This is a genomic window from Aeromicrobium sp. Sec7.5 (assembly GCF_036867135.1).
In the GTDB taxonomy this organism is placed as follows: Bacteria; Actinomycetota; Actinomycetes; order Propionibacteriales; family Nocardioidaceae; genus Aeromicrobium.
The window spans coordinates 1,371,665-1,396,716 of sequence record NZ_JBAJIJ010000001.1 but is presented as its reverse complement, the minus strand read 5'-3'; the positions used below and the strand labels follow the sequence as shown (position 1 = coordinate 1,396,716).

Annotated in this window: 24 protein-coding genes; 7 read left to right on the top strand and 17 right to left on the bottom strand. The window is 71.0% G+C overall.

Annotated features, from left to right (window positions below):
- Positions 1–29 precede the first annotated feature (29 nt).
- The 4 genes from infB to rimP form a co-directional block, all read right to left on the bottom strand.
- Positions 30–2,882 carry a translation initiation factor IF-2 gene (infB, locus tag V6S66_RS06980; protein ID WP_334206021.1) on the bottom strand — a complete coding sequence of 951 codons (2,853 nt, stop codon included), beginning with the start codon at positions 2,880–2,882 and terminating at the stop codon, positions 30–32.
- 138 nt (positions 2,883–3,020) lie between these two features.
- Positions 3,021–3,338: a YlxR family protein gene (locus V6S66_RS06975; RefSeq protein ID WP_334206020.1), complete on the bottom strand. Its 318-nt coding sequence runs from the start codon at positions 3,336–3,338 to the stop codon at positions 3,021–3,023.
- Positions 3,335–4,366, bottom strand: coding sequence for a transcription termination factor NusA (gene nusA / locus V6S66_RS06970; protein WP_334206019.1), 1,032 nt, complete (start codon positions 4,364–4,366; stop codon positions 3,335–3,337). Before nusA ends, V6S66_RS06975 begins: the two co-directional genes overlap by 4 nt.
- Before the next feature lies 1 nt (position 4,367).
- Positions 4,368–4,829: a ribosome maturation factor RimP gene (gene rimP / locus V6S66_RS06965; RefSeq protein ID WP_334206018.1), complete on the bottom strand. Its 462-nt coding sequence runs from the start codon at positions 4,827–4,829 to the stop codon at positions 4,368–4,370.
- 132 nt (positions 4,830–4,961) lie between these two features.
- Here rimP and V6S66_RS06960 point away from each other — a divergent pair, with 132 nt between their 5' ends.
- Together V6S66_RS06960 and V6S66_RS06955 are read left to right on the top strand one after the other, a co-directional pair.
- A complete protein-coding gene (locus tag V6S66_RS06960; RefSeq protein ID WP_334206017.1) occupies positions 4,962–5,396 on the top strand; it encodes a hypothetical protein in 435 nt (144 codons plus the stop codon).
- Positions 5,393–5,776: a DUF4439 domain-containing protein gene (locus V6S66_RS06955; protein WP_334206016.1), complete on the top strand. Its 384-nt coding sequence runs from the start codon at positions 5,393–5,395 to the stop codon at positions 5,774–5,776. The genes V6S66_RS06960 and V6S66_RS06955 overlap by 4 nt, the downstream gene beginning before the upstream one ends.
- 3 nt (positions 5,777–5,779) lie before the next feature.
- On the opposite strand, the gene V6S66_RS06950 is transcribed toward V6S66_RS06955, so the two are convergent.
- From V6S66_RS06950 to V6S66_RS06915, 8 genes are all read right to left on the bottom strand, one after another.
- Positions 5,780–7,516: a proline--tRNA ligase gene (locus tag V6S66_RS06950; RefSeq protein WP_334207237.1), complete on the bottom strand. Its 1,737-nt coding sequence runs from the start codon at positions 7,514–7,516 to the stop codon at positions 5,780–5,782.
- Positions 7,517–7,544: 28 nt separating this feature from the next.
- Positions 7,545–7,913, bottom strand: a complete 369-nt coding sequence (locus V6S66_RS06945) for a DoxX family protein (RefSeq protein ID WP_334206015.1) — start codon at positions 7,911–7,913, stop codon at positions 7,545–7,547.
- 17 nt (positions 7,914–7,930) lie between these two features.
- Positions 7,931–8,773 (bottom strand): GNAT family N-acetyltransferase, encoded by an 843-nt coding sequence (locus tag V6S66_RS06940; RefSeq protein WP_334206014.1) that lies wholly within the window; start codon positions 8,771–8,773, stop codon positions 7,931–7,933.
- 46 nt (positions 8,774–8,819) lie between these two features.
- Positions 8,820–9,971: a flavodoxin-dependent (E)-4-hydroxy-3-methylbut-2-enyl-diphosphate synthase gene (ispG, locus tag V6S66_RS06935; protein WP_334206013.1), complete on the bottom strand. Its 1,152-nt coding sequence runs from the start codon at positions 9,969–9,971 to the stop codon at positions 8,820–8,822.
- Positions 9,972–10,008: 37 nt separating this feature from the next.
- Positions 10,009–11,307 carry a M50 family metallopeptidase gene (locus V6S66_RS06930; RefSeq protein WP_334206012.1) on the bottom strand — a complete coding sequence of 433 codons (1,299 nt, stop codon included), beginning with the start codon at positions 11,305–11,307 and terminating at the stop codon, positions 10,009–10,011.
- A complete protein-coding gene (gene dxr / locus V6S66_RS06925) occupies positions 11,304–12,506 on the bottom strand; it encodes a 1-deoxy-D-xylulose-5-phosphate reductoisomerase (RefSeq protein ID WP_334206011.1) in 1,203 nt (400 codons plus the stop codon). The genes V6S66_RS06930 and dxr overlap by 4 nt, the downstream gene beginning before the upstream one ends.
- A 93-nt stretch (positions 12,507–12,599) precedes the next feature.
- Positions 12,600–13,400: an ABC transporter permease gene (locus V6S66_RS06920; RefSeq protein WP_334206010.1), complete on the bottom strand. Its 801-nt coding sequence runs from the start codon at positions 13,398–13,400 to the stop codon at positions 12,600–12,602.
- Positions 13,397–14,308, bottom strand: coding sequence for an ABC transporter ATP-binding protein (locus V6S66_RS06915; protein ID WP_334206009.1), 912 nt, complete (start codon positions 14,306–14,308; stop codon positions 13,397–13,399). Before V6S66_RS06915 ends, V6S66_RS06920 begins: the two co-directional genes overlap by 4 nt.
- 131 nt (positions 14,309–14,439) lie before the next feature.
- Between V6S66_RS06915 and V6S66_RS06910 the strand changes: the two genes are divergently transcribed.
- From V6S66_RS06910 to katG, 5 genes are all read left to right on the top strand, one after another.
- On the top strand, positions 14,440–15,624 hold the full coding sequence (locus V6S66_RS06910; protein ID WP_334206008.1) for a sensor histidine kinase: 1,185 nt from the start codon (positions 14,440–14,442) through the stop codon (positions 15,622–15,624).
- Complete coding sequence (locus V6S66_RS06905) at positions 15,621–16,292, top strand: response regulator transcription factor (RefSeq protein ID WP_334206007.1); 672 nt, start codon at positions 15,621–15,623, stop codon at positions 16,290–16,292. Before V6S66_RS06910 ends, V6S66_RS06905 begins: the two co-directional genes overlap by 4 nt.
- 77 nt (positions 16,293–16,369) lie before the next feature.
- The gene (locus tag V6S66_RS06900; RefSeq protein WP_334206006.1) at positions 16,370–17,362 is read left to right on the top strand and encodes an SDR family NAD(P)-dependent oxidoreductase; all 993 of its coding nucleotides are present in this window, start codon (positions 16,370–16,372) and stop codon (positions 17,360–17,362) included.
- Between the two features lie 61 nt (positions 17,363–17,423).
- A complete protein-coding gene (locus V6S66_RS06895) occupies positions 17,424–17,885 on the top strand; it encodes a Fur family transcriptional regulator (RefSeq protein WP_334206005.1) in 462 nt (153 codons plus the stop codon).
- Positions 17,882–20,152 carry a catalase/peroxidase HPI gene (gene katG, locus V6S66_RS06890; RefSeq protein WP_334206004.1) on the top strand — a complete coding sequence of 757 codons (2,271 nt, stop codon included), beginning with the start codon at positions 17,882–17,884 and terminating at the stop codon, positions 20,150–20,152. The genes V6S66_RS06895 and katG overlap by 4 nt, the downstream gene beginning before the upstream one ends.
- Before the next feature lie 73 nt (positions 20,153–20,225).
- Here katG and V6S66_RS06885 read toward each other — a convergent pair whose 3' ends face one another.
- From V6S66_RS06885 to V6S66_RS06865, 5 genes are all read right to left on the bottom strand, one after another.
- A complete protein-coding gene (locus V6S66_RS06885) occupies positions 20,226–20,678 on the bottom strand; it encodes a hypothetical protein (protein ID WP_334206003.1) in 453 nt (150 codons plus the stop codon).
- Positions 20,678–21,418: an enoyl-CoA hydratase gene (locus tag V6S66_RS06880; protein WP_334206002.1), complete on the bottom strand. Its 741-nt coding sequence runs from the start codon at positions 21,416–21,418 to the stop codon at positions 20,678–20,680. Before V6S66_RS06880 ends, V6S66_RS06885 begins: the two co-directional genes overlap by 1 nt.
- Positions 21,419–21,459: 41 nt before the next feature.
- Positions 21,460–22,620 (bottom strand): 23S rRNA (adenine(2503)-C(2))-methyltransferase RlmN, encoded by a 1,161-nt coding sequence (gene rlmN / locus V6S66_RS06875; protein WP_334206001.1) that lies wholly within the window; start codon positions 22,618–22,620, stop codon positions 21,460–21,462.
- Positions 22,621–22,925: 305 nt separating this feature from the next.
- Positions 22,926–23,894 carry a DUF222 domain-containing protein gene (locus tag V6S66_RS06870; RefSeq protein ID WP_334206000.1) on the bottom strand — a complete coding sequence of 323 codons (969 nt, stop codon included), beginning with the start codon at positions 23,892–23,894 and terminating at the stop codon, positions 22,926–22,928.
- 114 nt (positions 23,895–24,008) lie between these two features.
- Positions 24,009–25,004 carry a zinc-binding metallopeptidase family protein gene (locus V6S66_RS06865; RefSeq protein ID WP_334205999.1) on the bottom strand — a complete coding sequence of 332 codons (996 nt, stop codon included), beginning with the start codon at positions 25,002–25,004 and terminating at the stop codon, positions 24,009–24,011.
- Positions 25,005–25,052: the final 48 nt, after the last annotated feature.

The following is a 25,052-nucleotide window of genomic DNA, read 5'->3' as shown; positions in this document are numbered from 1 at the left end:
CGAGGCTCGACCGCCGTCGTGGTCGCGCGTCAGGCGCGCGGCTTCTCGCGCAGCTCGAACGCCTCGATGACGTCACCGTTCTTGATGTCGCCGTAGCCCCGGATGACGAGGCCGCACTCGAAGCCCTCGCGGACCTCGCTGACGTCGTCCTTCTCGCGCTTGAGGCTCGAGAGGTCGAGGTTGTCGGCGACGACCGCACTGTCGCGCAGGAGTCGGACCTTCGCGTTGCGCTTGATCGTGCCGCTCGTGACCATGCAACCGGCGATGTTGCCGATCTTCGACGAGCGGAAGATCTCGCGGATCTCCGCCGTGCCGAGCTGGATCTCCTCGAACTCCGGCTTGAGCATGCCCTTGAGCGCGGACTCGATCTCCTCGATCGCCTGGTAGATGACCGAGTAGTACTTGATCTCGACACCCTCCCGGTCGGCGAGCTCGGTGGCCTTGCCCTGCGGACGCACGTTGAAGCCGATGATGACGGCGTTCGACGCGGCGGCGAGGTTGACGTCGGTCTCGGTGATCGCACCCACACCGCGGTCGATGACGCGCAGCGCGACCTCATTGCCGATGTCGATGCCCGCCAGCGAGTCCTCCAACGCCTCGACCGAACCGGAACCGTCACCCTTGAGGATGAGCAGCAGCTCGTCGGTCTCGCCGTTCTCCAACGAGGACATGAAGTCCTCGAGGGTGCGTCGGCTGCTGCGCTTGGCCAGCAGCGCGTTGCGCTCGCGCGCCTCACGCTTCTCGGCGATCTGTCGCGCGATGCGGTCGTCGGTGACGACCATGAAGTTGTCACCGGCGCCGGGCACCGAGGTCAGACCGAGCACGAGGGCCGGACGCGACGGTGTCGCTTCCTGGATCGTCTCGCCGAACTCGTCGAGCAGCGCCCGGACACGACCGAAGGCCGAACCGGCCACCAGGGTGTCGCCGACGCGCAGCGTGCCGCGCTGGACGAGCACGGTGGCGACGGGGCCACGACCACGGTCGAGGTGCGCCTCGATGGCGAGACCCTCGGCGTTCTGGTCGGGGTTGGCCCGCAGGTCCAGCGACGCGTCCGCGGTCAGGACGACCGCCGCGAGGAGGTCCTCCAGGCCCGTGCCGGCCTTGGCCGAGACGTCGACGAACATCGTGTCTCCGCCGTACTCCTCGGGCACGAGTCCGTACTCGGTGAGCTGACCGCGAGCCTTCGACGCATCGGCGTCGGGCTTGTCGATCTTGTTGACCGCCACGACGATCGGCACACCGGCGGCCTTGGCGTGGTTGAGCGCCTCGACCGTCTGCGGCATCACGCCGTCGTCAGCCGCGACCACGAGGATCGCGATGTCGGTGGCCTGGGCGCCGCGGGCACGCATGGCGGTGAACGCCTCGTGACCGGGGGTGTCGATCAGGGTGATGGCGCGCTCGACACCGTCGAGCTCCGTGGCGACCTGGTAGGCGCCGATGGACTGCGTGATGCCACCGGCCTCCTTGGCGACCACGTTGGAGTTGCGCAGCGCATCGAGGAGCTTCGTCTTGCCGTGGTCGACGTGACCCATGACCGTGACGACCGGCGGACGGGCCGCCAGGTTGCTGTCGTCGCCCTCGTCCTCGCCGAACTCCAGCGAGAAGGACTCCAGCAGCTCGCGGTCCTCGTCCTCGGGCGAGACGATCTGGACGTCGTAGTCCAGCTCGGTGCCGAGGAGCTGCAACGTCTCGTCGTTGACCGACTGCGTCGCGGTGACCATCTCGCCCATGTGGAACAGCACCTGGACGAGGGACGCCGCGTCGACGCCGACCTTGTCGGCGAAGTCGGTCAGCGAGGCGCCACGCGCCAGGCGGACGACCTCGCCGCCACCCTTGCGGACCCGCACGCCACCGATCGCCGGCGCCTGCATCTGGTCGAATTCCTGACGCTTCGCGCGCTTGCTCTTGCGCCCGCGACGAACCGGACCGCCCGCGCGACCGAAGGCACCCTGGGTGCCACCGCGGCCGGCGCGACCGGGACCACCGGGGCCACCACCGGGACGACCGCCGAAGCCACCGGGGGCTCCGCCGCCACCGCCGGGACGACCGGCGAATCCGCCGCCGCCACCGCCACCGGGACGACCACCGGGGCCACCGCCGGCACCGCCGGGACGACCACCCGGGCCGCCCGTGCGTCCACCGGGACCGGGGCGTCCGCCGCCGGGTCCGGGGCGCGCCGGGGTGAGACCGGACTGCTTCGGCATCATGGCCGGGTTCGGGCGCGGCATGCCGGGGCGCGGCGCGGCGCCACCCTCACGCGCGGCCGGGGGCCGCGGCGGGCGCTCCTGCGCCATGCCCTGCTTCGACGAGAACGGGTTGTTGCCCGGTCGCGCCGTGGGACGGGGACCACCGGGACGCGGACCGGCGCCCGCGGGACCGGCTGCCGGAGCGGCCGGGGGGCGGGGACCAGGACGCGGTCCGGGGCTCGGCGCCGTGGACGTGTCGGCAGCCGCAGCCTCCGGCTCGTCCGGCGTGCTCGCGGCCGGTGCCTGGGTGGGCTCCGGGATCGGCGCCTCCTCGGCCTCCACCGGAGCCTGCGGGGCACGCGGCCCGGGACGGGGTCCCGGGGTGCGCGGAGCGACCGTGACCGCCTCGGACGGCTCGGTCGGCACGGTCGGCTGACCGGAGTCGGCCGCGACCGTCTCGGTCGGGGCCTCGGACTCCGCCGGCTCGGCCGGGGCAGCGGGCTTCTTGGACGAAGCCTTCTTGCTGCCCTGGGCGCGCAGCGCGTCGCCGTGCTCCTCCTTGAGGCGGCGGACCACGGGGGCCTCCACGCTCGAGGACGCAGACTTCACGTACTCACCCATGTCCTTCAACGTGGACAGGATGGTCTTGCTCTCGACTCCGAGCTCACGTGCGAGCTCGTGGACTCTGACAGCCACTGTTCTCCTTCATGGGGCCCAACCGGCCCCCGAAGGGCAGATCAGACCAGGTTGACGTGCAAATTCATCGGAACGTACTCATCGAGTGCTCATGAGCTGAGTGCTCCGCTTCCGGTCGGGGGGCAAGGGCCCCTCTGGTCAGGTGGTGGTCGTCGGGCCGGCGAGGCCGTCGATCAGATCGAGGTCGAGCGGCCCCTCCACGCGGAGTGCCCGCCCGAACGCCTTGCGGCGCCGCGCCAGGTCCAGACACGCCGGGTCGGGGTGCACGTGTGCTCCTCGCCCCGGCATCGTCCGCCGCGGATCGGGGGTGACCACCGTGGTGGCGTCTGCCCTGACCGCGACGAATCGGACCAGTGTGGTCTGGGACGCCCGCTCTCGGCAACCGATGCACGTGCGCCAGACCGTGTTCGAGTCTACCCCGTCCGCGGTGGTGCTCTCGCCCCCGGTGCCGCTCACGTCGCTTCGGGAGCGGTGTCGGACCGGATGTCGATGCGCCACCCGGTCAGCTTGGCGGCGAGGCGGGCGTTCTGCCCCTCCTTGCCGATCGCGAGCGAGAGCTGGAAGTCGGGCACCACGACGCGAGCGGCGCGCATGGTCTCGTCGACGACGGTGACGCTGATGACCCGCGACGGCGACAGTGCGTAGCCGATGTACTCCGCGGGGTCCTCGCTGTGGTCGACGATGTCGATCTTCTCGCCGTGCAGCTCGTGCATCACGTTGCGGACCCGTGAGCCCATGGGCCCGATGCAGGCACCCTTGGCGTTGATGCCGGGCACGGTGGCCCGGACCGCGATCTTCGACCGGTGGCCGGCCTCGCGGGCGATGCCGACGATCTCGACCGATCCGTCGGCGATCTCCGGGACCTCGAGCGCGAACAGCAGTCGGACGAGGTTCGGGTGGGTGCGCGAGACCTTGACCTTCGGCCCACGATTGCCCTTCTCGACGTCGTAGACGTAGGCCTTGATGCGCTCGCCGTGGGCGTACTTCTCGTCGGCGACCCGCTCCGTCGCCGGCAGGAGCGCCTCGACCTTGCCCAGGTCGATCAGGACGTCGCCGGGGACTCGTCCCTGCTGGATGATGCCCGACACGATGTCGCCGACCTTGCCGGAGAACTCGCCGAACGTCTGCTCGTCCTCGGCCTCGCGCAGGCGCTGCATGATGACCTGCCGCGCGATCGAGGCGGCGGTGCGTCCGAAGTCGTCGGGCGTGTGGTCGAACTCCTCGCTGAACCGCGGTGCCGGCGGCGCCACGGGCTCGCCCTCGACCTCGTCGGTCGGGTCGACCGGCGTGACCTCGAGCCGCTCGCGGGCGAGCACCGAGACGTGTCCGCTGCGGCGGTCGAGGGTCACCCGCGCCTGCGGGAGGGCACCGGGCACCTTGTGGTACGCCGAGAGCAGCGCCTGCTCGATCAGCTCCACGACGACGTCGAAGGCGATGTCCTTCTCGCGCTCGAGAGCGCGCAGGGCCGTCATGTCGATGTCCATGTCAGGCGTCCTTTCGGTTCAGCTCGACCTGCACCACGGCGGTGCGGATCTCGGAGTAGGGCACCCGGCGGTCGACCTTGGCCACGGTGAGCGTCGCCGCGTCGTCGTCGGCGCTGACGACACGGCCGGCGAAGCGGTCGCCGTCGATCGGCGTCACCGAGACCAGGCGGCCCTGGTTGCGCTGCCAGTGCCGCGGAAGGGTCAGAGGGCGGTCGGTGCCGCGCGAGGTGACCTCGAGCGTGAAGGCGCCGTCGCCGACGGCCCGCGACGCGGCGGGGTCCTCGTCGATCGCCGCGGAGATCTCGCGGGTCAGCGGTCCGAGGGCGTCGAGGTCGACGCCGCCCTCGGCATCGACGACGATGCGCAGGAGTCGGCGCTGGCCGCCACCGAGGGTCAGGTCGTCGAGGTCGAGGCCGTGCGCGCCCACGATGTCGCGCACGACGCCGGCGATCCGGTCGTCCATCTCGTCTCCTCGCCCAGAAAAAGGGGGGTGGGTCGACGCCGGTGCCGGGTTCGATTGTGGGGTTCGATTGTCGGCACCCGCGTGCAGGTGTCAGCGCCACCCTACCCGGGTCGGGTCGGCTAGCCTGCCACCGTGACCCGGCGACGAACCCTGCTCCTCGGAGGTGTCGCGGTGGCAGGCGCCGCGGCGGTCGGAGGGGTGGCCGCGGCCGGCCGGCTCGACGACGTCGCGCGCGAGATCGGCATCGATCCCGTGCCGCGTCCCGCCGAGGGCGACACCGCGCTGCTCGCCGAGGCCGCCAAGGACCAGGCGCGGCTGGTCGCCACGGTCGGCACCCTGTCCCCCACCCTCACGACGCTGCTGGCCGAGCAGCTCGAGGCCCTGGGGGGATCCCCCACCGTCAGCATCGACGCCGCGGCGGACCTCGCGGTCGCCCGGGCGGTGCTCACGGAGGCCGCGAGCACTCGCCGCGACCAGGCCGGGGACGCCGTGTCTCCCGACCTGGCGCGCACGCTCGGCTCGATCGCGGCCAGCCTGACCCTGATGGGCTCGGGGGTCGTGTCATGAGTGACCTGGCGCAGGTCCTGTCGCTGGAGCACGAGGCGGTCTGGACGTACGGACTCATCGGCGGCGCCGTCGAGACGCTCCGCGAGCCCGCCCAGGCGGCCTTCAGCGCCCACCGCAGGCAGCGTGACCGACTCCTGGCCGTGGTCGACGAGTCCGTCCCCCCGCAGGGCGCCTACGCCCCGGCCACCGTCGCCGACGCGGCGGCGGCCCGGCTCCGGGCCCAGGACGTCGAGGGCCGGATCGCCGCCGCGTGGAGCGCCGTCATCGGCTCCACGACGGGGACGAGCCGCACCGACGCGATCGACGCCCTCACGACCGCCGAGGCGGCCCGCATCTCCTGGGGCGGCTCCCCCGTCGCGTTCCCCGGCCTGGACGGCTGAGCCTCAGCGCGTCAGCTCGGCCACGAGGTCATCGACGGCGACGTCGCGCCGCTCGCCGGTGGCGCGGTCCTTGACCTCGACGAGTCCGTCGACGTAGCCGCGACCCACGACCACGATCGTGGGCATGCCCAGCAGCTCGGCGTCCTTGAACTTCACCCCGGGCGAGACCTTCGGGCGGTCGTCGAACAGCACCTCGACCCCGGCCGACTCCAGGTCGGCGACCACCTGCTCGGCGCCGGCGGCCGTGGCCTCGTCCTTGCCGGCGAGCACGACGTGCACGTCGTAGGGCGCGAGCTCCTTCGGCCAGATGATGCCGAGGTCGTCGTGCGAGCTCTCGACGACCGCTGCCACGGCTCGGGACACACCGACGCCGTAGGAACCCATCGTGACGGTGGCCAGCTTGCCGTCCTCGCCCTGCACCTGCAGGCCGAGCGCCTCGGCGAACTTGCGGCCCAGCTGGAAGATGTGGCCCATCTCCATCCCGCGGGCCAGCTCCAGCGGACCGGAGCCGTCGGGCGCCGGGTCGCCGGCGCGGACCTCCGCTGCCTCGATCGTGCCGTCGGCCGTGAAGTCGCGCCCCGCCACCAGGTCGATGACGTGCCGACCCGGCGCGTTGGCGCCGGTGACCCATCGCGTGCCCGGGACCACCCGGGGATCCAGGAGGTAGCGGATCCCCGTGCCGCTGGCCGTGCCGAGCGAACCCGGACCGATGTACCCCTTCACGAGACCGGGATGCTTCGCGAACTGGGCCTCGTCGAACGGCTCCACCTCCGCCGGCGAGACCTGTGTCTCGAGTCGCTTGGCGTCGACCTCCCGGTCGCCGGGGAGGCCGATGGCCAGCGGCTCCGTGGTGCCGTCGGGGTGACGCAGCAGCACCAGCACGTTCTTGAGCGTGTCGGCGGCGGTCCACGGACCTTCCTCGCGCGGGAACGCCTCGTTCAGGTGCGCCACGAGCGTGTCGATCGTGGGGGTGCCGGGCGTGTCCTCGACGCGCGCCTCCGGCAGTCCCTCGAGTGGGCGGGCCGGCGGCACCACCGTCGTGACGGCCTCGACGTTGGCGGCGTAGCCGCCCGGCGAGCGCACGAAGGAGTCCTCGCCCACCGGCAGCACCGCGAGGAACTCCTCGCTGGCTGAGCCGCCCATGGCCCCCGAGTCGGCGTGCACGATCGCGTACTCCAGGCCGAGCCGGTCGAAGATGCGGATGTAGGCGTCACGGTGGTTGCGGTAGCTGACCTCGAGGCCCTCGTCGGTGACGTCGAAGGAGTAGGAGTCCTTCATGACGAACTCGCGTCCGCGCAGGATGCCGGCGCGGGGACGCGCCTCGTCGCGGTACTTCGTCTGGATCTGGTAGAGCGTGACGGGCAGGTCCTTGTACGAGGCGTAGAGGTCCTTGACCAGGAGGGTGAACATCTCCTCGTGGGTGGGGCCGAGCAGCATGTCGGTGCCGCGACGGTCCTGGAGGCGGAACAGGTTCGGCCCGTACTCCGTCCAGCGGTTCGTGGCCTCGTAGGGCTCACGCGGCAGCAGCGCCGGGAACCGCACCTCTTGCGCGCCGATCGCGTTCATCTCCTCGCGCACGATCTTCTCGACCTTGCCCAGCACGGCCAGGCCGAGCGGCAGCCACGAGTAGATGCCGGGGGCCGATCGCCGCACGTACCCGGCGCGCACCAGCAGACGGTGGCTCGGGACCTCGGCATCGGCCGGGGCGTCGCGGAGCGTGCGGACGAACAGCTGGGTCATGCGCATACGGCGACCCTACTGAACCGCCTCACTGGGGCGTGCGGGCCGCCTTGCGCGCGATCCGGAGCAGCGGGAGCTGGAGCGGGAGTCGCGCCACGGTGCCGGCCTTGAACCACGTCGGCGCCTTGCGGCTCTGCAGGACGTCGGCCGTCATCTGCACGTTGGCCGGGAACACCCCGATCAGCAGGAGGGCGGCGAGCCGGCCACCCCAGTGCCGCGTCTGCGGGCGCGCGAGCAGGATCGCCGATCCGACCTCGACGACGCCCGAGGCGTACACGAGCTCCTTCTTGTACGGCAGCTGCTTCGGCACGATCCGCTCGAAGGGCTCGGGCTTCACGAAGTGCAGGATCCCCGCACCGGCGAGCAGGACGGTCAGGAACTTGATGTCACGGGGCATGGGCGGACTCTACGACGTCACAGCAGAACCGTGGCGAAGGTGTCGTGCTGGCGAAATCCGGCGCGCAGGTAGGTGCGGTGCGCCCGCTCGTTGTGCCGGTTGACGTACAGGCTCACGGTCGAGGCGAGCTGGTCGCGCACGAGGTTGACGACACCGGCCACCGCAGGTGCCGCCAGCCCCGTGCCCCGCAGCTCCGGAGCGACCCAGACGCCCTGCAGCTGGCACGTGCCCGGGGCCAGGGCACCGATCTCGGCCTTGAAGAGGACCGCACCGTCCTCGATGATCGCGAACGACCATCCCTGCGCGATGAGCTGCGCGACGCGGGCCCGGTAGAGGCTGCCGTGCGTCGCCTCGGGGTCGACCCCGACCTCCTCGGTGAACATCTGGACGCAGGCCGGGTAGAGCAGGTCGACCTCGTCGACGAGGACGTGCCGCACCCGCAGGTCCGGCGCGATCGAGGGCGCGTGGTCAATCAGGAGGAACGGCTGGTCGGGACGCACCGAGCGGGCGGGTCCCCACAGCGGCTCGAGGGCGTCCCACAGCTGGATCACCGCCTCACGGGGGCCGGCGATCGAGGCCGGGCGCACCGAGCTCAGGGCCAGGACCTCCGCGAACGCGTCGATGGCCTCCGGGCTGGTCTCCCCCGGCACGACGTTGGCACCGCAGTGGCACACCGACGCCAGGTGACCGTCGACGAAGAAGCCGAGCACCTGCCCGCCCAGCCATCGTGGTTCGAGTCGGGTCAGGTCACCTCGGTGACGCAGGAAGACGTTGACGTCGGGATCGGCGTCGACCACGCGGCGGAACTCCGCCAGGTCGACGGGCGTCAACGCACGAACCTCCGTACGGGTGCCGAGCACGACACGCTCCCTTCGACCGACTGGGGACAGCGTAGGACGTGGAGGGTCAGCTGGTGACGGACACCTCGGCCGCGCCACCCTCGACGGGCTCCATCTCCTCGGCGATGCGCATGGCCTCCTCGATCAGGGTCTCGACGATCTTGCTCTCCGGCACGGTCTTGATGACCTCGCCCTTGACGAAGATCTGACCCTTGCCGTTGCCGGACGCCACCCCGAGGTCGGCCTCGCGCGCCTCGCCCGGGCCGTTGACGACGCACCCCATGACGGCCACGCGCAGCGGGACCTCCATGCCCTCGAGACCGGCCGTGACCTGCTCGGCCAGCGTGTAGACGTCGACCTGGGCGCGTCCGCACGAGGGGCACGAGACGATCTCGAGCTTGCGGGGCCGCAGGTTGAGTGACTGCAGGATCTGGATGCCGACCTTGACCTCCTCGACCGGCGGGGCCGAGAGCGAGACCCGGATCGTGTCGCCGATGCCCTTGCCGAGCAGGTAGCCGAACGCCGTAGCGCTCTTGATCGTTCCCTGGAAGGCCGGACCGGCCTCGGTGACACCGAGGTGCAGGGGCCAGTCGCCGCGCTCGGCGAGCATCTCGTAGGCCTGCGCCATGATGACCGGGTCGTTGTGCTTGACCGAGATCTTGAAGTCGTGGAAGTCGTGCTCCTCGAACAGGGACGCCTCCCAGACGGCGGACTCGACGAGCGCCTCCGGCGTGGCCTTGCCGTACTTCTCGAGCAGACGCTTGTCGAGCGAGCCGGCGTTGACGCCGATGCGCAACGAGGTGCCGGCGTCCTTGGCCGCCTTGGCGATCGCGCCGACCTGGTCGTCGAACTTGCGGATGTTGCCCGGGTTGACGCGGACGGCGGCACACCCGGCGTCGATCGCCGCGAAGACGTACTTGGGCTGGAAGTGGATGTCGGCGATGACCGGGATCTGCGACTTGCGGGCGATGGGCTCCAGGGCGTCGGCGTCGTCCTGGCTCGGGCAGGCGACGCGCACGATGTCGCAGCCCGCGGCCGTGAGCTCGGCGATCTGCTGCAGGGTGCTGTTGACGTCGGAGGTCAGCGTCGTGGTCATCGACTGCACGGAGACGGGAGCGTCCCCGCCCACGTCGACCGTGCCGACCTTGATCTTGCGCGAGACGCGCCGCGGCGCGAGCACCGGCGGAGGTGCTTCGGGCATGCCCAGATCGATGTCCATGCCTATGAATCTAGCGCTCGGTACCTCAGGTCGGACCTCAGGTCACGCGGACCGGGTTGACGATGTCGGCGTAGATCAGGATCACGCTCATGACGATCAGCACGATGCCCACGACGTACGCGACCGGCAGCATCCTGGCGACGTCGACCGGCCCCGGGTCGGGGCGTCCGCGCAGCCGCGCCGCGCGCGACCGGACGCCCTCCCAGACGGCGCCGGCGATGTGCCCGCCGTCCAGCGGCAGCAGCGGCACGAAGTTGAACAGCGCCAGGAACAGGTTGAGGCTCGCGAGGAGGGTCAGGACGCGCTGCGCACGCTCGGCCCACGTGGGCTCGTCGACCGTCACGAGCTCGCCGGCGACCCGGCTCGCGCCCACGACGCTGATCGGGCTGTCGTCCTTGCGCTCCTGGCCGAACGCCGCCTTGACGACGTCGACCATGCGTGACGGCAGGTGAGCGATGGCTTCGGCGGTGCGCTTGGTGGTCTCCCACATGACCTCGCCGACGTACAGCGGCCCTTCGCGCTGGTAGGTGAACTCCGGCGCGACACCCAGGAACCCGACGTCCTCGACCCGGTCGGGATCGTCGACGGCGAGCCGCTCGAGCACGGAGGTCGTGACCGGGACCGTCGAGCGGACGCCGTCGCGCACGTACGTGATCGTCGAGGTCTCGGCGCCGTTGGCGCGGATGAGCGTCGTGAGCTGCTCCCAGGTCTCGACCTCGGTCCCGCCGAAGGCGGTGATCTCGTCGTCCGGGAGCAGCCCGATCTCGCTGGCCGGGGTCGGCGGGTCCTCGGGGGTGCAGGCTCGGCCGGCCTCGGCGTCGCTGATGGCGCAGTCGGAGACGGAGGCGACGGTGGTGGTGGGCTGCTCGACGCCGAACCCCATGATGACGATCGCGAACAGGAACGCCGCGATGACGATGTTGACCACCGGCCCGCCGGCCATCACGATGACCTTCTTCCACCACGGGAGCTTGTAGAACAGCCGGGGCTCGTCAGCCGTCGTGATGGTCTCGTACTCGGCCTGGCGCGCGTCGGTGACGAGCTGGGTGAACAGGCCCGTGTTGGTCGAGCGCACCGCGTGGGGGTCGTCGCCGGGACCCGGCGGCAGCATGCCGACGAGCTTGACGTAGCCACCGAGCGGGATCGCCTTCAACCCGTACTCGGTCTCGCCCCGTCTGGTCGACCAGACCGTGGAGCCGAAGCCCACGAAGAACTGGGTGACCTTCACCCCGAACTTCTTCGCGGGGAACATGTGCCCGCACTCGTGGAGGGCGATCGAGATCGCCACCCCGAGGAGGAAGGCGATGACGCCGAGGGCGTAGATCACGGCAGTCATGCGGTCTCGATCCTGTGGCGGGCCCGATCCCGAGCCCACGCGTCAGCGGAGAGCACGGCCTCGAGCGTGAGGTCTGCGTCGGCGGTGCTCGGGTCACCGAGATGCTCCTCGAGGACCGCTGCCACCGTGTCCACGATGCCGAGGAAGTCCAAACGACCCGCCACGAAGGCGTCGACGCACTCCTCGTTCGCCGCGTTGAAGACCGCCGGGGCCGTGCGGCCGAAGCGTCCGGCGCGGCGGGCGACCTCGACGGCCGGGAACGCGACGTCGTCGAGCGGCTCGAACTGCCACGCGACCGGTGCGGTCCAGTCGCAACCGCTCGCAGCGTCCGGCACCCGGTTCGGCCACGCCAGACCGAGCGCGATCGGCAGTCGCATGTCGGGCGGTGACGCCTGGAGCATCGTGGACCCGTCGACGAACTCGACCATGCTGTGGACGACCGAACCGGGGTGCACGACGACGTCGATCCGGTCGTAGTCGACGCCGAAGAGCAGATGTGCCTCGATCACCTCGAGGCCCTTGTTGACGAGGGTCGAGGAGTTGATCGTGATCACGGGGCCCATGTCCCACGTGGGGTGCGCCATCGCCTGCTCCGGCGTGACGTCGGCGAGCTCGGCGCGCGTGCGCCCCCGGAACGGTCCGCCGCTCGCGGTCACCAGGAGGCGACGCACGTCGGCCGGGTCCTCGCCCTTCAGCGCCTGCGCCAGGGCCGAGTGCTCGGAGTCGACCGGCACGAGCTGGCCGGGTCGCGCCGCCGACGTGACGAGCTCGCCGCCCACGATGAGCGACTCCTTGTTGGCGAGGGCGACCGTGGTGCCGGCGGCCAGCGCCGCCAGGGTCGGCGCGAGACCCACCGCGCCGGTCATGCCGTTGAGCACGACGTCGCACGGCATGCGGGCCACCTCAGCGGCGGCATCCTTGCCCGCGAGCAGGCGCGGGATGCGGTGGTCGCCCTGCTCCCAGCCGCGGCGCTGCGCCTCGGCGTAGAGGGCGAGCTGGACGTCCTGCGCCGCCGTGGCGAGGGCCACCGCCACGACCTCGACCTCGTGGGCGATGGCCTGCTGGGCGATCAGCTCGGGCCGTCCACCACCTGCCGCGAGGGCCACGACGTCGAAGCGGTCGGGCGCGGCCTCGACGACGTCGAGGGCCTGGGTCCCGATGGACCCGGTCGAGCCAAGAATGGCGACACGCTTGCGCATGCCGCCATTCTGGCTCACGTCGACCGATTCCCCCGATTCGGTGACGAAGTGGGTGTCAGGCGTCGCGAGGACACGACGCCTGCAGCGCGGGGGCTACTTCACCTCGGCCCTCAGGACCGACCAGACGCCGAACGCCAGCGGGACCCAGAACCAGATCAGGCTGGACGTGCCGAGCTGCGCCAGCTCCTCGCCGCTGAGGCCACCGCCGCTGAACAACGGCGTCTGGGCGTCGGTGAAGTCGATCCAGGGCTGGATGTCGTTGAACCACTCCTGCAGCGCCGCCAGGATGCCGAAGATCGTCGGCAGGACGAAGGAGTAGACCAGGTAGCCGACGACCGCCGCAGCGGAGTTCCGCAGCAGCACGCCGAACATGAAACCGATCAGCAGGCCGAAGATGTTGCCGATGAACAGGTAGACGATGTCCAGGACGTCGAGGTTCCACACCGGGTCGATGCCGTTGATCGCGGCGCCGAGGACGTTGCCGATGGCCCCGACCACGAACGCGAACACGATCGCGACCACGGCCACGATGACGGCGGCCGCAGCCTTCGCCCCGATCACGGCGCCGCGCTGCGGCACCAGGCTGAAGGTCACCAGCCCCGACCGCTGGCTCCACTCCGACGTCACCGCGAGGGCCGCGATGATCGGCAGGAACAGCGACAGCGGAGTGCCGAACGCGGCACCGAAGATGCCGAACGAGAGCTCCGAGTCCGGGACGAACGCGATGACCGCGATCGCCGCGACCACCGAGATGATCAGGCTGCTCGCGACGAGCCAGAAACCCGAGCGGGTGTTGAACATCTTGCGCAGCTCGACGAGGACCAGCCGGCTGAACGGCACCCCGGGACGCTGGGTCTGGATCGTGACGGAAGCGGTGGGGGTTGCGGCGCTCATGCGACACCTCCGGTGGTGACGACACCCTCGCGCTGGGTGGTGGCGGTCAGCTGCAGGAACATGTCCTCGAGCCCGGCGCCGTCGGCGCCGCGCAGCTCGACGAGGGCCAGGCCCGCAGCTGCGGCGACCTGACCGATCTGGGCGGGCTCGGCGTCGACCGAGAGTCCGTCACCCTTGGCACCGGCCGTGAACCCGGCCTGGGCGAGCGCGGCGGAGAGCGCCGCGTTGTCGGCGGCCTGCACATAGGCCCCGGCGCCCTGGAGGAGCTCGGCCTTCGTGCCCTGGGCGACGATCCTGCCGTTGCCGATCACGATGAGCTCGTCGGCGATGATCTCGATCTCGTGCAGCAGGTGCGACGAGAGAAGCACGGTGCCGCCCTGGTTGGCGTAGGCCCGCAGGAGGCTGCGCATCCAGTGGATGCCCGCCGGGTCGAGGCCGTTGGCCGGCTCGTCGAGGATCAGGATCTTCGGGTCGCCGAGCAGGGCGTTGGCGATGCCGAGTCGCTGGCGCATCCCCAGCGAGTAGTTCTTGACCCGCCGCTTCGCCTCGGCGGGCGAGAGGCTGACGAGGGCCAGCATCTCGTCGACCCGGGACTTCGGCAGGCCCATCGTCAACGCACTCAGCGTCAGGATCTCGCGGCCGGTGCGACCGGCATGCTGGGCCGAGGCGTCGAGCAGGACGCCCACCTGGGTGCCCGGATTCGGGATGTGGCGGTAGTCGACTCCGCCGATCGTCGCCGATCCGGAGTCGGGGATGGTGAGGCCGGCCATGATCCGCATCGTGGTGGACTTGCCGGCGCCGTTGGGTCCGAGGAATCCCGTCACCGTGCCGGGCTGGCAGGTGAAGGAGACGTCGTCCACGGCGCGGAAGGCGCCGTACGTCTTCGAGAGGTGTTCGACCTTGATCATGACCCCATCCTGTCGCGCCGACCCGATCTGACACATCCGTCCAGGGTCCCCCGCTGGATCGCCGAAAGTATGACCGGCTCCGAGCCTCTCGGCCGGTCTGCTCGTCCGTGCGGCTCACCTAGGCTGACGGCGTGAGCACGATCCCTGCACGGGCCGGTCAGCCGGAGTTCGCCCCGCTGCCGATCTCGCGCTGGGGGCAGGCGTGGCGCCTCCTCTTGGTCCTCGCGCTCAGCGCGGTGGCCTGGACCGAGGCGGCGATCTGGCAGTGGCAGCACCTGCGCGCGTGGTTCTGGGCCGATCTCGGTGTCGGCCTGGCCTGCCTGGTGCTGGTCCTGTGGCGCCGCCGGTACCCGTTCACGGTCGCCGTCGTCACCAACGCCGTCACGTTCGCGTCGTTCTCCGCCGGGGGGCCGGCCACCCTCGCCCTGTTCTCCCTCGCGACCCGCCGCCGCTGGCGGGAGATCGTGCCGGCAGCGATCGTCGGCCTGGCCGCTGGCCTGGTGAGCCTGCGCAGCGCGCCTGGCTCCCAGGAGGAGGACTTCATCGTCACCGGACCGGCGCTCGTGGCGGTCCTGGGGATCATCGTCGCGTGGGGCATGTACGTCGGGTCCCGGCGCGAGCTCCTCGGCACGCTGCGCGAGCGCGCCGAGAACGCCGAGCGCGAGCAGGCCGCCCGGGTCGCACAGGCCCGCACGAGCGAACGGACCCGGATCGCGCACGAGATGCACGACGTGCTGGCCCACCGCATCTCCACCGTCACGATGCACGCCGGGGCCCTGACCTACCGGGAGGACCTGACCGCCGCCCAGATGCGGGCGACGGCCGGGGTCATCCAGGAGAACGCCCGGCAGGCCCTTGTCGAGCTGCGGGAGGTGCTCGGCCTGCTCCGCGAGGAGCCGGGAGGCGCTGCACCGGAGCGGCCGCAGCCTGACGCGACCGACCTCGACGCTCTGATCACCGAGGCCCGTGTCACCGGCCTGCGGGTCAGCTCGTCGGTGGCGGTCGACGCCGCCGCGGTGCCACCCACGACCGGTCGCACGGCCTATCGCATCGTCCAGGAGGGGCTCACCAACGTGCGCAAGCACGCGACGCACACGGCGGTCAGCATCGACGTCACCGGGTGTCCGGGCGACGGGCTCGAGGTCGTGGTCCGCAACAAGCTCCCCCTCGGCCGCCCCGTGCACGCGATGCCACCGTCGGGACTCGGCCTGATCGGCCTGCGGGAGCGGGTCGAGCTGGCCGGCGGACGGCTCGAGCGCGAGATCACCTCGGATCGCGACTTCGTCCTCTCCGCCTGGCTACCGTGGCCGGCATGACGGGGACGGGGACGGGCGGAGTGCGCGTGCTGCTGGTCGACGACGACGCCCTCGTGCGCGCCGGTCTGGCCCTGATCCTCGGCGGGTCCGAGTCGATCTCGGTGGTCGGGGAGGCGGGCGACGGCCGCGAGGCGGTCGAGCTCGTGCGCCGCGGCGGCATCGATCTCGTGCTGATGGACATCCGCATGCCGGTGCTCGACGGCATCGAGGCGACCGCGCAGGTGCTCGCGCTCCCGGACCCACCCCAGGTCATCGTGCTCACGACGTTCGACGCGGACGACTACGTCGTGCGCGCACTCGCGGCCGGGGCCCACGGATTCCTCCTCAAGGACACCGCTCCGGCGGCGATCGTCGACGCGATCGGCCGCGTCGTCGCCGGCGAGCCGATGCTGTCGCCGACGATCACCGCCGGGCTCATCCGTCAGGTGACCGACGCGGCCCCCACCTCGGCGGTCGACGACGCGCGAGCATTGATCGGCGGGCTGACCGGACGTGAGCTGGAGGTCGCGATCGAGGTCGGCCGAGGCTCGTCCAACGCCGAGATCGCCGAGCACCTCTACCTCAGCCTGGCGACGGTCAAGGCCCACATCGCGCACATCTTCACCAAGCTCGACGTCACGAACCGGGTCCAGGTCGCCATCCGGGTCCACGACGCCGGATTGCTCTAGCCCAGTCCGTGCACCCAGACCGTGCACCCGGACCGTCTGGCCCAGACCGTCTGGCTCGGACCGTCTAGCGTGGAGGCATGAGCCTTCCCCGCCCCGTGACCGACGCGCTCGACACCGCTCTCGACAAGGTCGTCCTGGCCGGGTACTCCTCGATCGGACCTGCCCTGCGTCGGCGCTGGTGGCCCGCCGACCCGCCGGCAGGCGCCCTGGCCGGCAAGCACGTCCTGGTCACGGGAGCGAGCCGCGGCATCGGTCTGGCCGCGGCGGCCGATCTGGCCCGGCTCGGCGCCTCGGTGCACCTGCTGGGTCGTGACCAGTCCCGACTCGACGAGGCCGCCGCCGGGATCCGCGTCTCCGTGCCGAACGCCGACGTCGTCCCCGAGACCTGTGACGTGAGCGACCTCGAGGCCGTGCGGGCCTATGCGGCGCGGACGCTGGAGACGGTGCCCGAGATCCATGCCCTGATCCACAACGCGGGCGTCATGCCCGAGACGCGCTCGGAGTCGCCCCAGGGCATCGAGCTCACGCTGGCCACCCATGTCGTCGGGCCCCTGCTGCTGACCGAGCTCCTGCGGCCCGCGCTGGCCGCAGCGGACGGCTCCCGCGTGCTGGTCATGTCGTCGGGCGGGATGTACTCGGCCCCCCTCCTCGACAGCTGGGCGCACGACCTCCAGCACCGCGAGGGCACCTACCGCGGCATCCGCGCCTACGCGCGCACCAAGCGCCTGCAGGTCCTGCTCGCGGAACGGCTCGCCACGCGGCTGGCCGACGACGGCGTCGTGGTGCACAGCATGCACCCGGGCTGGGCGTCGACGGAGGGCGTCGCCGAGAGCATGGCGGGGTTCAACAGGGTCATGCGACCGATCCTGCGTGACGCCCGCTCGGGGGCCGACACCCTGGTGTGGCTCACGGCAGCACCGGAGGCCGCGAGCTCGACGGGACTGTTCTGGTGCGACCGCCGCGCCCGCTCGACCACCTACCTGCCGTGGACGAAGGCCGACCCGCGGCTGGAGCGGCAGGTCTGGGACTCCCTGGCAGCGATGGCCGGCATCGATCACGCTCCGGCCTAGACGCCACGCCGAAGATCGCTGATCTTGAACTGATCCAGATCTCACCGGTACCATCGTCGCCATGACGTCGACCGACACCGCGGCGCTCCTGCGCGGGGCGTCACTGCGGGTCACGCAGCCGCGGGTCGCCGTCCTCGAGGCCGTCCACCAGCACCCGCACGCCGACACCGACACCGTCATCCGCGCCGTCCGGCGCGACCAGGCGAACGTCTCGCACCAAGCCGTCTACGACGTGCTGCGAGCCCTCACCCAGGCCGGCCTGGTGCGCCGCATCCAGCCGGCCGGAGCCACCGCCCGTTACGAGGCCCGCGTCGGCGACAACCACCACCACGTGGTCTGCCGCGTGTGCGGCGCGATCGCCGACGTCGACTGCGCCGTCGGCCACTCCCCTTGTCTGACCGCCTCCGACGATCACGGCTTCGTGGTCGAGGAGGCGGAGGTCGTGTACTGGGGCACTTGCCCCGCGTGCGCGGCCGACCAGAGCACCACTCCCATCACCGCATCCACGGAAGGAAGCAGATGAGCGACCCCCAGGACCCCCGTCCCGAGAGCCCTCAGGGCGTTGACCGGAAGGCCGAGGAGGGCTGCCCCGTCATGCACGACGCTGCGACCTCCGACGGCAGCGAGAGCGAGAACCCCGCGATCGACGCGCCGACACCCAAGAACGGTCGTCCGCACACGAACCAGGACTGGTGGCCGAACAACCTCGACCTCTCGGTGCTGCACGCCCACTCCTCGAAGGGCAATCCGCTCGGGGCCGACTTCTCGTACGCCACCGAGTTCCAGAAGCTCGACCTCGCCGAGCTGCGTCGCGACGTCGTCGAGGTGCTCAACACCTCGCAGGACTGGTGGCCGGCCGACTTCGGTCACTACGGCGGCCTCTTCATCCGCCTGAGCTGGCACGCCGCCGGCACGTACCGGATCTACGACGGCCGCGGCGGCGCGGGCGACGGCGGGCAGCGATTCGCCCCGCTGAACAGCTGGCCCGACAACGCCAACCTCGACAAGGCGCGCCGCCTGCTGTGGCCGGTGAAGCAGAAGCACGGTCAGAAGATCTCGTGGGCCGATCTGCTCGTCTACGCCGGCACGGTCGCCCTCGAGGACATGGGCTTCGCCACGTTCGGCTTCGGCTTCGGCCGCGAGGACGTCTGGGAGCCCGAGGAGATCTTCTGGGGTCCGGAGGACACCTGGCTCGGTGACGAGCGCTACTCCGGCGAGCGCGAGCTCGGCGAGGTCCTCGGCGCGGTCCAGATGGGCCTGATCTACGTCAACCCCGAGGGCCCCAACGGCAACCCTGACCCGCTGGCGTCCGCTCGCGACATCCGCGACACGTTCGCCCGCATGGCCATGAACGACGAGGAGACCGTCGCCCTGATCGCCGGCGGCCACACCTTCGGCAAGACCCACGGCGCCGGTGACGCCGACCTGGTCGGCCCGGAGCCCGAGGGCGCCCCGCTGGAGGAGCAGGGCCTCGGCTGGCGCAGCTCGTTCGGCTCCGGCAAGGGCGCCGACGCGATCACCTCGGGTCTCGAGGTCACGTGGACCTCCACGCCGACGCGCTGGAGCAACGACTACTTCACCTTCCTCTACAAGTACGAGTGGGAGCTCACCAAGAGCCCCGCCGGGGCGTACCAGTGGGTCGCCAAGGACGCCGACGACATCGTCCCCGGCCCCACGCCCGACTCCCCCAAGCGCAAGCCCACGATGCTCACGAGCGACCTGGCCCTGCGCGTCGATCCCGAGTACGACAAGATCTCGCGCCATTTCCTGGAGAACCCCAACGACTTCGCGAAGGCCTTCGCGAAGGCTTGGTACAAGCTCCTGCATCGCGACATGGGACCCGTCGAGCGCTTCCTCGGCCCCTGGGTCCCCGAGGCGCAGCTGTGGCAGGACCCCGTGCCCGCGGCCGAGGGTCAGCTGGTCAGCGATGCCGACGTCGAGGCGCTGAAGGCGACGGTGCTGGCCTCCGGGCTCACCACCGCGCAGCTCGTCTCCACGGCGTGGGCCTCGGCGGCGACCTTCCGGTCGACCGACAAGCGCGGCGGCGCCAACGGTGCCCGCATCCGCCTCGAGCCCCAGCGCAGCTGGGAGGTCAGCCAGCCCGAGCAGCTCGCCACGGTGCTCGAGACCCTCGAGGGGGTCCAGCGTGAGTTCAACGAGGCCGGCGGTGCGACGATCTCGATCGCCGACCTGATCGTGCTGGCCGGGTCGGCCGCGGTCGAGAAGGCCGCACGCGACGCCGGTGTCGACGTGACCGTGCCGTTCCGGCCCGGTCGCACCGACGCCACGCAGGAGCAGACCGACACCGACTCGTTCCGGGTCCTGGAGCCGCGGGCCGACGGGTTCCGCAGCTACCTCCGCCCGGGCGAGAAGACCCAGCCGGAGACCTTGCTGGTCGACCGTGCCTACATGCTCGACCTGACCGGGCCGGAGATGACGGCGCTCGTCGGAGGCCTGCGTGTCCTGGGCGCCAACGTCGGCGGCACCCAGCACGGCGTGTTCACCGATCGTCCGGGCGTGCTGAGCAACGACTTCTTCGCCCACCTGCTGTCGCCCGGCACCCGCTGGGTGGCGTCGCAGACCGACGAGAACGTCTACGAGATCCGTGACGTCGCCACCGACGAGGTGCGCTGGACGGCCACGGCGGTCGACCTGATCTTCGGTTCGAACTCGCAGCTGCGGGCCCTCTCGGAGGTCTACGCCAGCGAGGACGCGCAGGAGAAGTTCGTCGTCGACTTCGTCGACGCCTGGACGAAGGTCATGGAGCTCGACCGGTTCGACCTCGACTGATCGTCCGACGCTGACAAGGCCCGGTCACCCTTCGGGGTGGCCGGGCCTCGTCGTCTCCGCAGAGTCGGGCACGTCAGAGCTGGAGGGTCTGGCCCTCGAGCAGTGCGTCGATCACGTCCGGGTGCGCCTCTCGCCAGGCGTGGACGCCGTCGAGATCGCGCGCGGGGGCCGGTAGCGGATCGGTGCGTCCGATCTCGCGCAGCGCGCCCCACGGCACCTCCTCGGCACCGACCGACGCTACGAGCGGGTCGCCGGAGAGCGCGGCCCCACCCGCGCCGGGAACGACCTGCAGCCGCAGGGCGGCCAGCACGGCGATGGCACGGGGTCGCCCGGCCACCTCGACGTGCAGGGTGTCGCCGTCGGCGAGCCCCAGCAGGCGAAGCGCCCCGGCCAGCGAGGCGACCTGGTCCAGGAGCAGCGCGAAGGTCAGGTCGCCCTCGGAGTCCGACAGGGCGACGTCGTCGGCGCGGCCGTGCACGACGTGGTGGTCGAGGGTCAGGAACGCCAGACTCGACGTGCGCGGCATCAGACGCCCCGGAAGACCGGCTGGCGCTTGTCCTGGCGGGCTGCAGCCGCCTCCTTGACGTCCTCCGACGCCCAGACGTCACGGAAGCTCTGCGCGATCGCGGCGTCGTCGTCGCTCGAGCCGTTCAGCACGAGCTTGTTGTGCGCGATCGCCAGGGGCGCGAGGCGGGCGATGTCGCCGGCCCAGGCCAGCGCGTCGTCCAGCGTGCCGGCACGATCGGCAAGCCCGCAGTGCAGGGCCTCGTCGCGGTCGAGCGACTCCCCCGCGATCATCAGGCGCCGTGCGCGACCCGTGCCCGCGAGTGCTGCGAGCGTGCGGATGGTCCAGGCGTCCACGGCCATCCCGTTGCGAACGGTGGGAACGGCGAACTTCGCCGTAGCGTCGGCCACGCGGAGGTCGCACGCCATCGCCAGCTGGGTGCCGGCGCCGATCGCGGGGCCGTTGACCGCCGCCACCAGGGGCACGGGCACGTGGGCGAGGTGGTGCAGCATCCCGTACAGCGCGTCGAGGAACTCGTTGCCGTAGACGCCGCCCAGATCGGCCCCCGAGCAGAACGACGACCCCTCCCCGGTGACGACGATCGCCCGGGCGCCCGTGTCGACGGCCTCGTCGACGGCGCCGTGGATCGCCAAGCACAGGTCGGTGTTCAGCGCGTTGCGCCGATCGGGACGGGTCAGGGTGAGGACGGCGACGTCGCCGTCTCGGCGTGCGTCGAGGACGCTCGTGTCGGGATCCGGCATGCGCTCACGCTATCCGGGCCGAGGAGTGGACCGGAGGTGGGTCACTCCGTGGCGGCGAGCTGTCCGCAGGCCGCGTTGATCTCGTCGCCGCGGGTGTCGCGGATCGTCGTGCTGATGCCCTTGGCCTCGAGCCGACGGACGAACTCGCGCATGTCGTCGCTGCGGGAGCGGGTGAAGACCTGGCCGTTGAGCATGGGTCCGCTGTCGGTGGGGTTGAGCGGGATCAGGTTGACGTGCACCCAGTTCCAGTCGCCGTAGGCGTTGAGGACGTCACCGAGCAGGTCGGCGCGCCAGGCCTGGTCGTTGATGTCGCGCATCATGGCGTACTCGATCGAGACGCGGCGCTTGCTCTTCTTGGCGTACTCCCACGCCGCCTCGACGGTCTCGGCGACCTTGAAATGGGTGTTGATCGGCACGAGCTCGTCGCGCAGCTCGTCGTCCGGCGCGTGCAGCGACACCGCCAGCGTGACCGGGATGCCCTCGTCGGTGAGCTGCTTGATGCGCGGCACGAGACCGACGGTGCTGAGCGTGATGTTGCGGGCCGACATCCCGAGGCCATCGGGCGCCGGCGCCACCATGCGGCGGATCGCGCCGATGACGGCCTTGTAGTTGGCCATCGGCTCGCCCATGCCCATGAACACGACGTTGGACAGGCGGCCGGGGCCGCCAGGAACGAGCCCGTTGGCCATCGCTGAAGCGCCGTCGACGACCTGGTCGATGATCTCGGCCGTGCTCATGTTGCGCTGGAGTCCGCCCTGGCCGGTGGCGCAGAACGGGCAGGCCATGGCGCAGCCGGCCTGGCTGGACACGCAGATCGTGGCGCGCTCGGGGTAGCGCATCAGCACCGACTCGACGAGCGCGCCGTCGAACAGGCGCCACAGCGTCTTGCGGGTCGTGCCCTGGTCGGCCTCCATCGTGCGGACGGGGTCGAGCAGCTTCGGCAGCAGCGCCGAGGCGATCGCGTCACGGTTCTTGGCCGGGAGGTCGGTCATGTTGGCCGGATCGCGCTCGAGGCGGCCGAAGTAGTGGTGAGCGACCTGCTTGACGCGGAACGCCGGCTCGCCGAGCTCGGCCGCCGCGGCGGCACGCTCCTCGGCCGAGAGGTCGGCGAGGTGGCGCGGGGGCTTCTGGCGACCACGCGGCGGCGCGATCACGAGCGGCAGCGCACGCGTGGGAGCGGGCTCCACCTGCGGATCAGTCATCCCACGATTGTCTCACCCGGCACCAGCGCGAGCCGAATCGTCGGTCGAGGGTCACCACCGAAGTCGGTCGGCAAGCCGCCACGCGAGCACGTGCTCGAGCTCGGAGCGATCGGGTTCGGGCGGCGGTCGGTGCCTGACCCGGTGGTTGCCACGACCGCGCGCATGGTGCCGGGCCAGGATCCGTTGGAGCACACCGTGACCCTTCAGGGCGTGCTCACGACGACACTTCGGATCGAGGTTCGAGCCCTCGGTCCTGCCGTCCGGCCACGGTTCGACGTGGTCGAGATCGCATTCGGAGGCAGGTCTCAAGCACCCGGCGCCGCTGCACGTGCCGTCACGGAAGGCAATGGCCCTCGCAAGGAGGTCGGGGCGAATCGGCCGACGTACTGGTGGGCGAGAGTGTCGCCGATGATCGGATCGACGAGCAGCCGATGCCAGAACGCCTCACCGGCCAGCGCCGACTCCAGGACCCACTCGGCAGGCACTGACCACGACCCGTCGGCACTCGCAGCGTGTCCTGCGGTGAGGCTGGTCAGGACCTTCGCGTCGATCGTGACCGCGATGTCGGACCGGATTCCCGGCTCGGTCGAGGTCGTGTCGGCGGTGCCGCTCACCACGAGGTCGACCAGCGCGTCGGCCTCGCGCTGGGCCTTGCTGCGGTCGTCGCCGGCACCCAGGGCCTTGGCTTCGCGGCGCAGTCGGGCCTCCACCGCTGCAGCGTGGTGCGACGGCAGGTAGGCACTGAGCCACGCCATGCCGTCGTCGAGGTGGGTGACCTCCACGTGCCGCTTCTCGCGCTCGGCGTTGGCGCGCTCGACCGCGAGGTCGGCCTCGACCCGGGTCACGAAGCGCTTCAACCAGCCGCGGACCTCGGCGACGGTGTGGGTCTCGGCGTAGGGCACGACGGTCTCGTCCAGCCGTGTCTTGGAGTCGGCCCGCTCGAGTCGACCGAGGGCCAGCGAGATCTCCTTCGCCCGGGCCGCATCGATGCCGCCGGAGATGAAGGACATCCAGGTGAGCGGAGCGTGCTCGGTCAGCCGTTCGGCCGATGCGAGTCGCTGGATCACCTGCCCCTCCGACAGGCCCATGGCCAGCGCGATCTCCTTGGCGATCCCGGCGGTCTCGACCAGCCGCTGCATGGGCCTCTCGACACGCACGATCCGGGCGAGCTCCGCGTCGCGGAATCCGATCATCGCTGCCCACTCCACGGCCTCGGCCCGCGCACGCGCGGCAGAGGCCTCGACGAGGTCCTCCACCGTGATCCGCAGGTCCATGTGTCGAACCTAGGAGCCAGCACCGACACGCCAGGATCGGCGTTGGCGGACCTGTGGACAAGGCTTCGAGGCTCGCTCGTCCCTCAGCCACCGGGGATGGGCCCCGAGCCGGCGCTAGCCGCCTACGCCAGGGCGCACGCGCAGCGAGTCGATGAAGTCGAGCTTGGCCAGCACCTTCGGCGGGATCACGAACGGGTAGAGGTCGTCGGAGCCCATGCTCCGGTTGATCTGGTTGAGCGCGTTCGAGAGCGGCACCCAGACCCCTGTCACCAGGTCGCTGAAGATGCTGAACGCGTCCGGCTCGACCGTGATCAGGCCGTTCCAGCGAGCCGTGTCGACGGCGTCCTGGATGTGCAAGGTGTGCGCGAAGGACTCCGCGAAGTCCTCGAACGGGTGCATCGTGGCGTAGGTGCTGATGTAGCTCTCCGCCCAGTCGGCCGGCGGTCCCTCGTTGTAGTGGCGCTCGATCTCGTCGGCGTAGGAGATCTCCTCGTTGCCGAAGAGCTCGCGGGCCTGGCCGATGAGGTCGCCGCGCACGTGCTGGGCCTCCATGTAGTGACCCACCTCGTGCCGCAGGTGTCCCAACATCGTGCGGTACGGCTCGGCGAGCTCGGCCTGCACCTTGGCCCGGTGCGCGTCGTCGCCCTCGGCCAGGTCGATCGTGATGATGCCGTCCTCGTGCCCGATCACGACGTCCTCGTCGACGCTCGACAGCATGTCGAAGCACAGTCCCTGCTCGGGATCGTCGTCACGGGTGACCCAGCCGAACCCGAGACGGGTCAGCTCGACCAGGAGGTGTCGCTTGGCCGACTCCGCCACGGGCAGCTGGGCCAGGCCGACCGGGTCGTCGTCCGCGGGGCGCGTTCGGGTGAGCTGGCAGGACTCGCAAGGCTCCCCCTCGATCCGGGTCAGCCAGGTGCAGCCCGAGAGGTTCAGGTTGGGGCAGACGTGCCACACCAGGCCGTCGGGGGCCGCGAAGACGCCCTCATCGTCGACCACGACGATGTCGGCGGTCTCGCGCCAGTACCCGAGCGCCGACCCGCAGACGACGCAGACGCTGTTCTCGAGGTAGAGGCGGTTGTCACAGGTGGAACAGCTGAAGTTGCGCACGCCCCAGTGTGGCGCCTCGGGGTCCGGTCCGCGCGTCGAGCGAGGGTG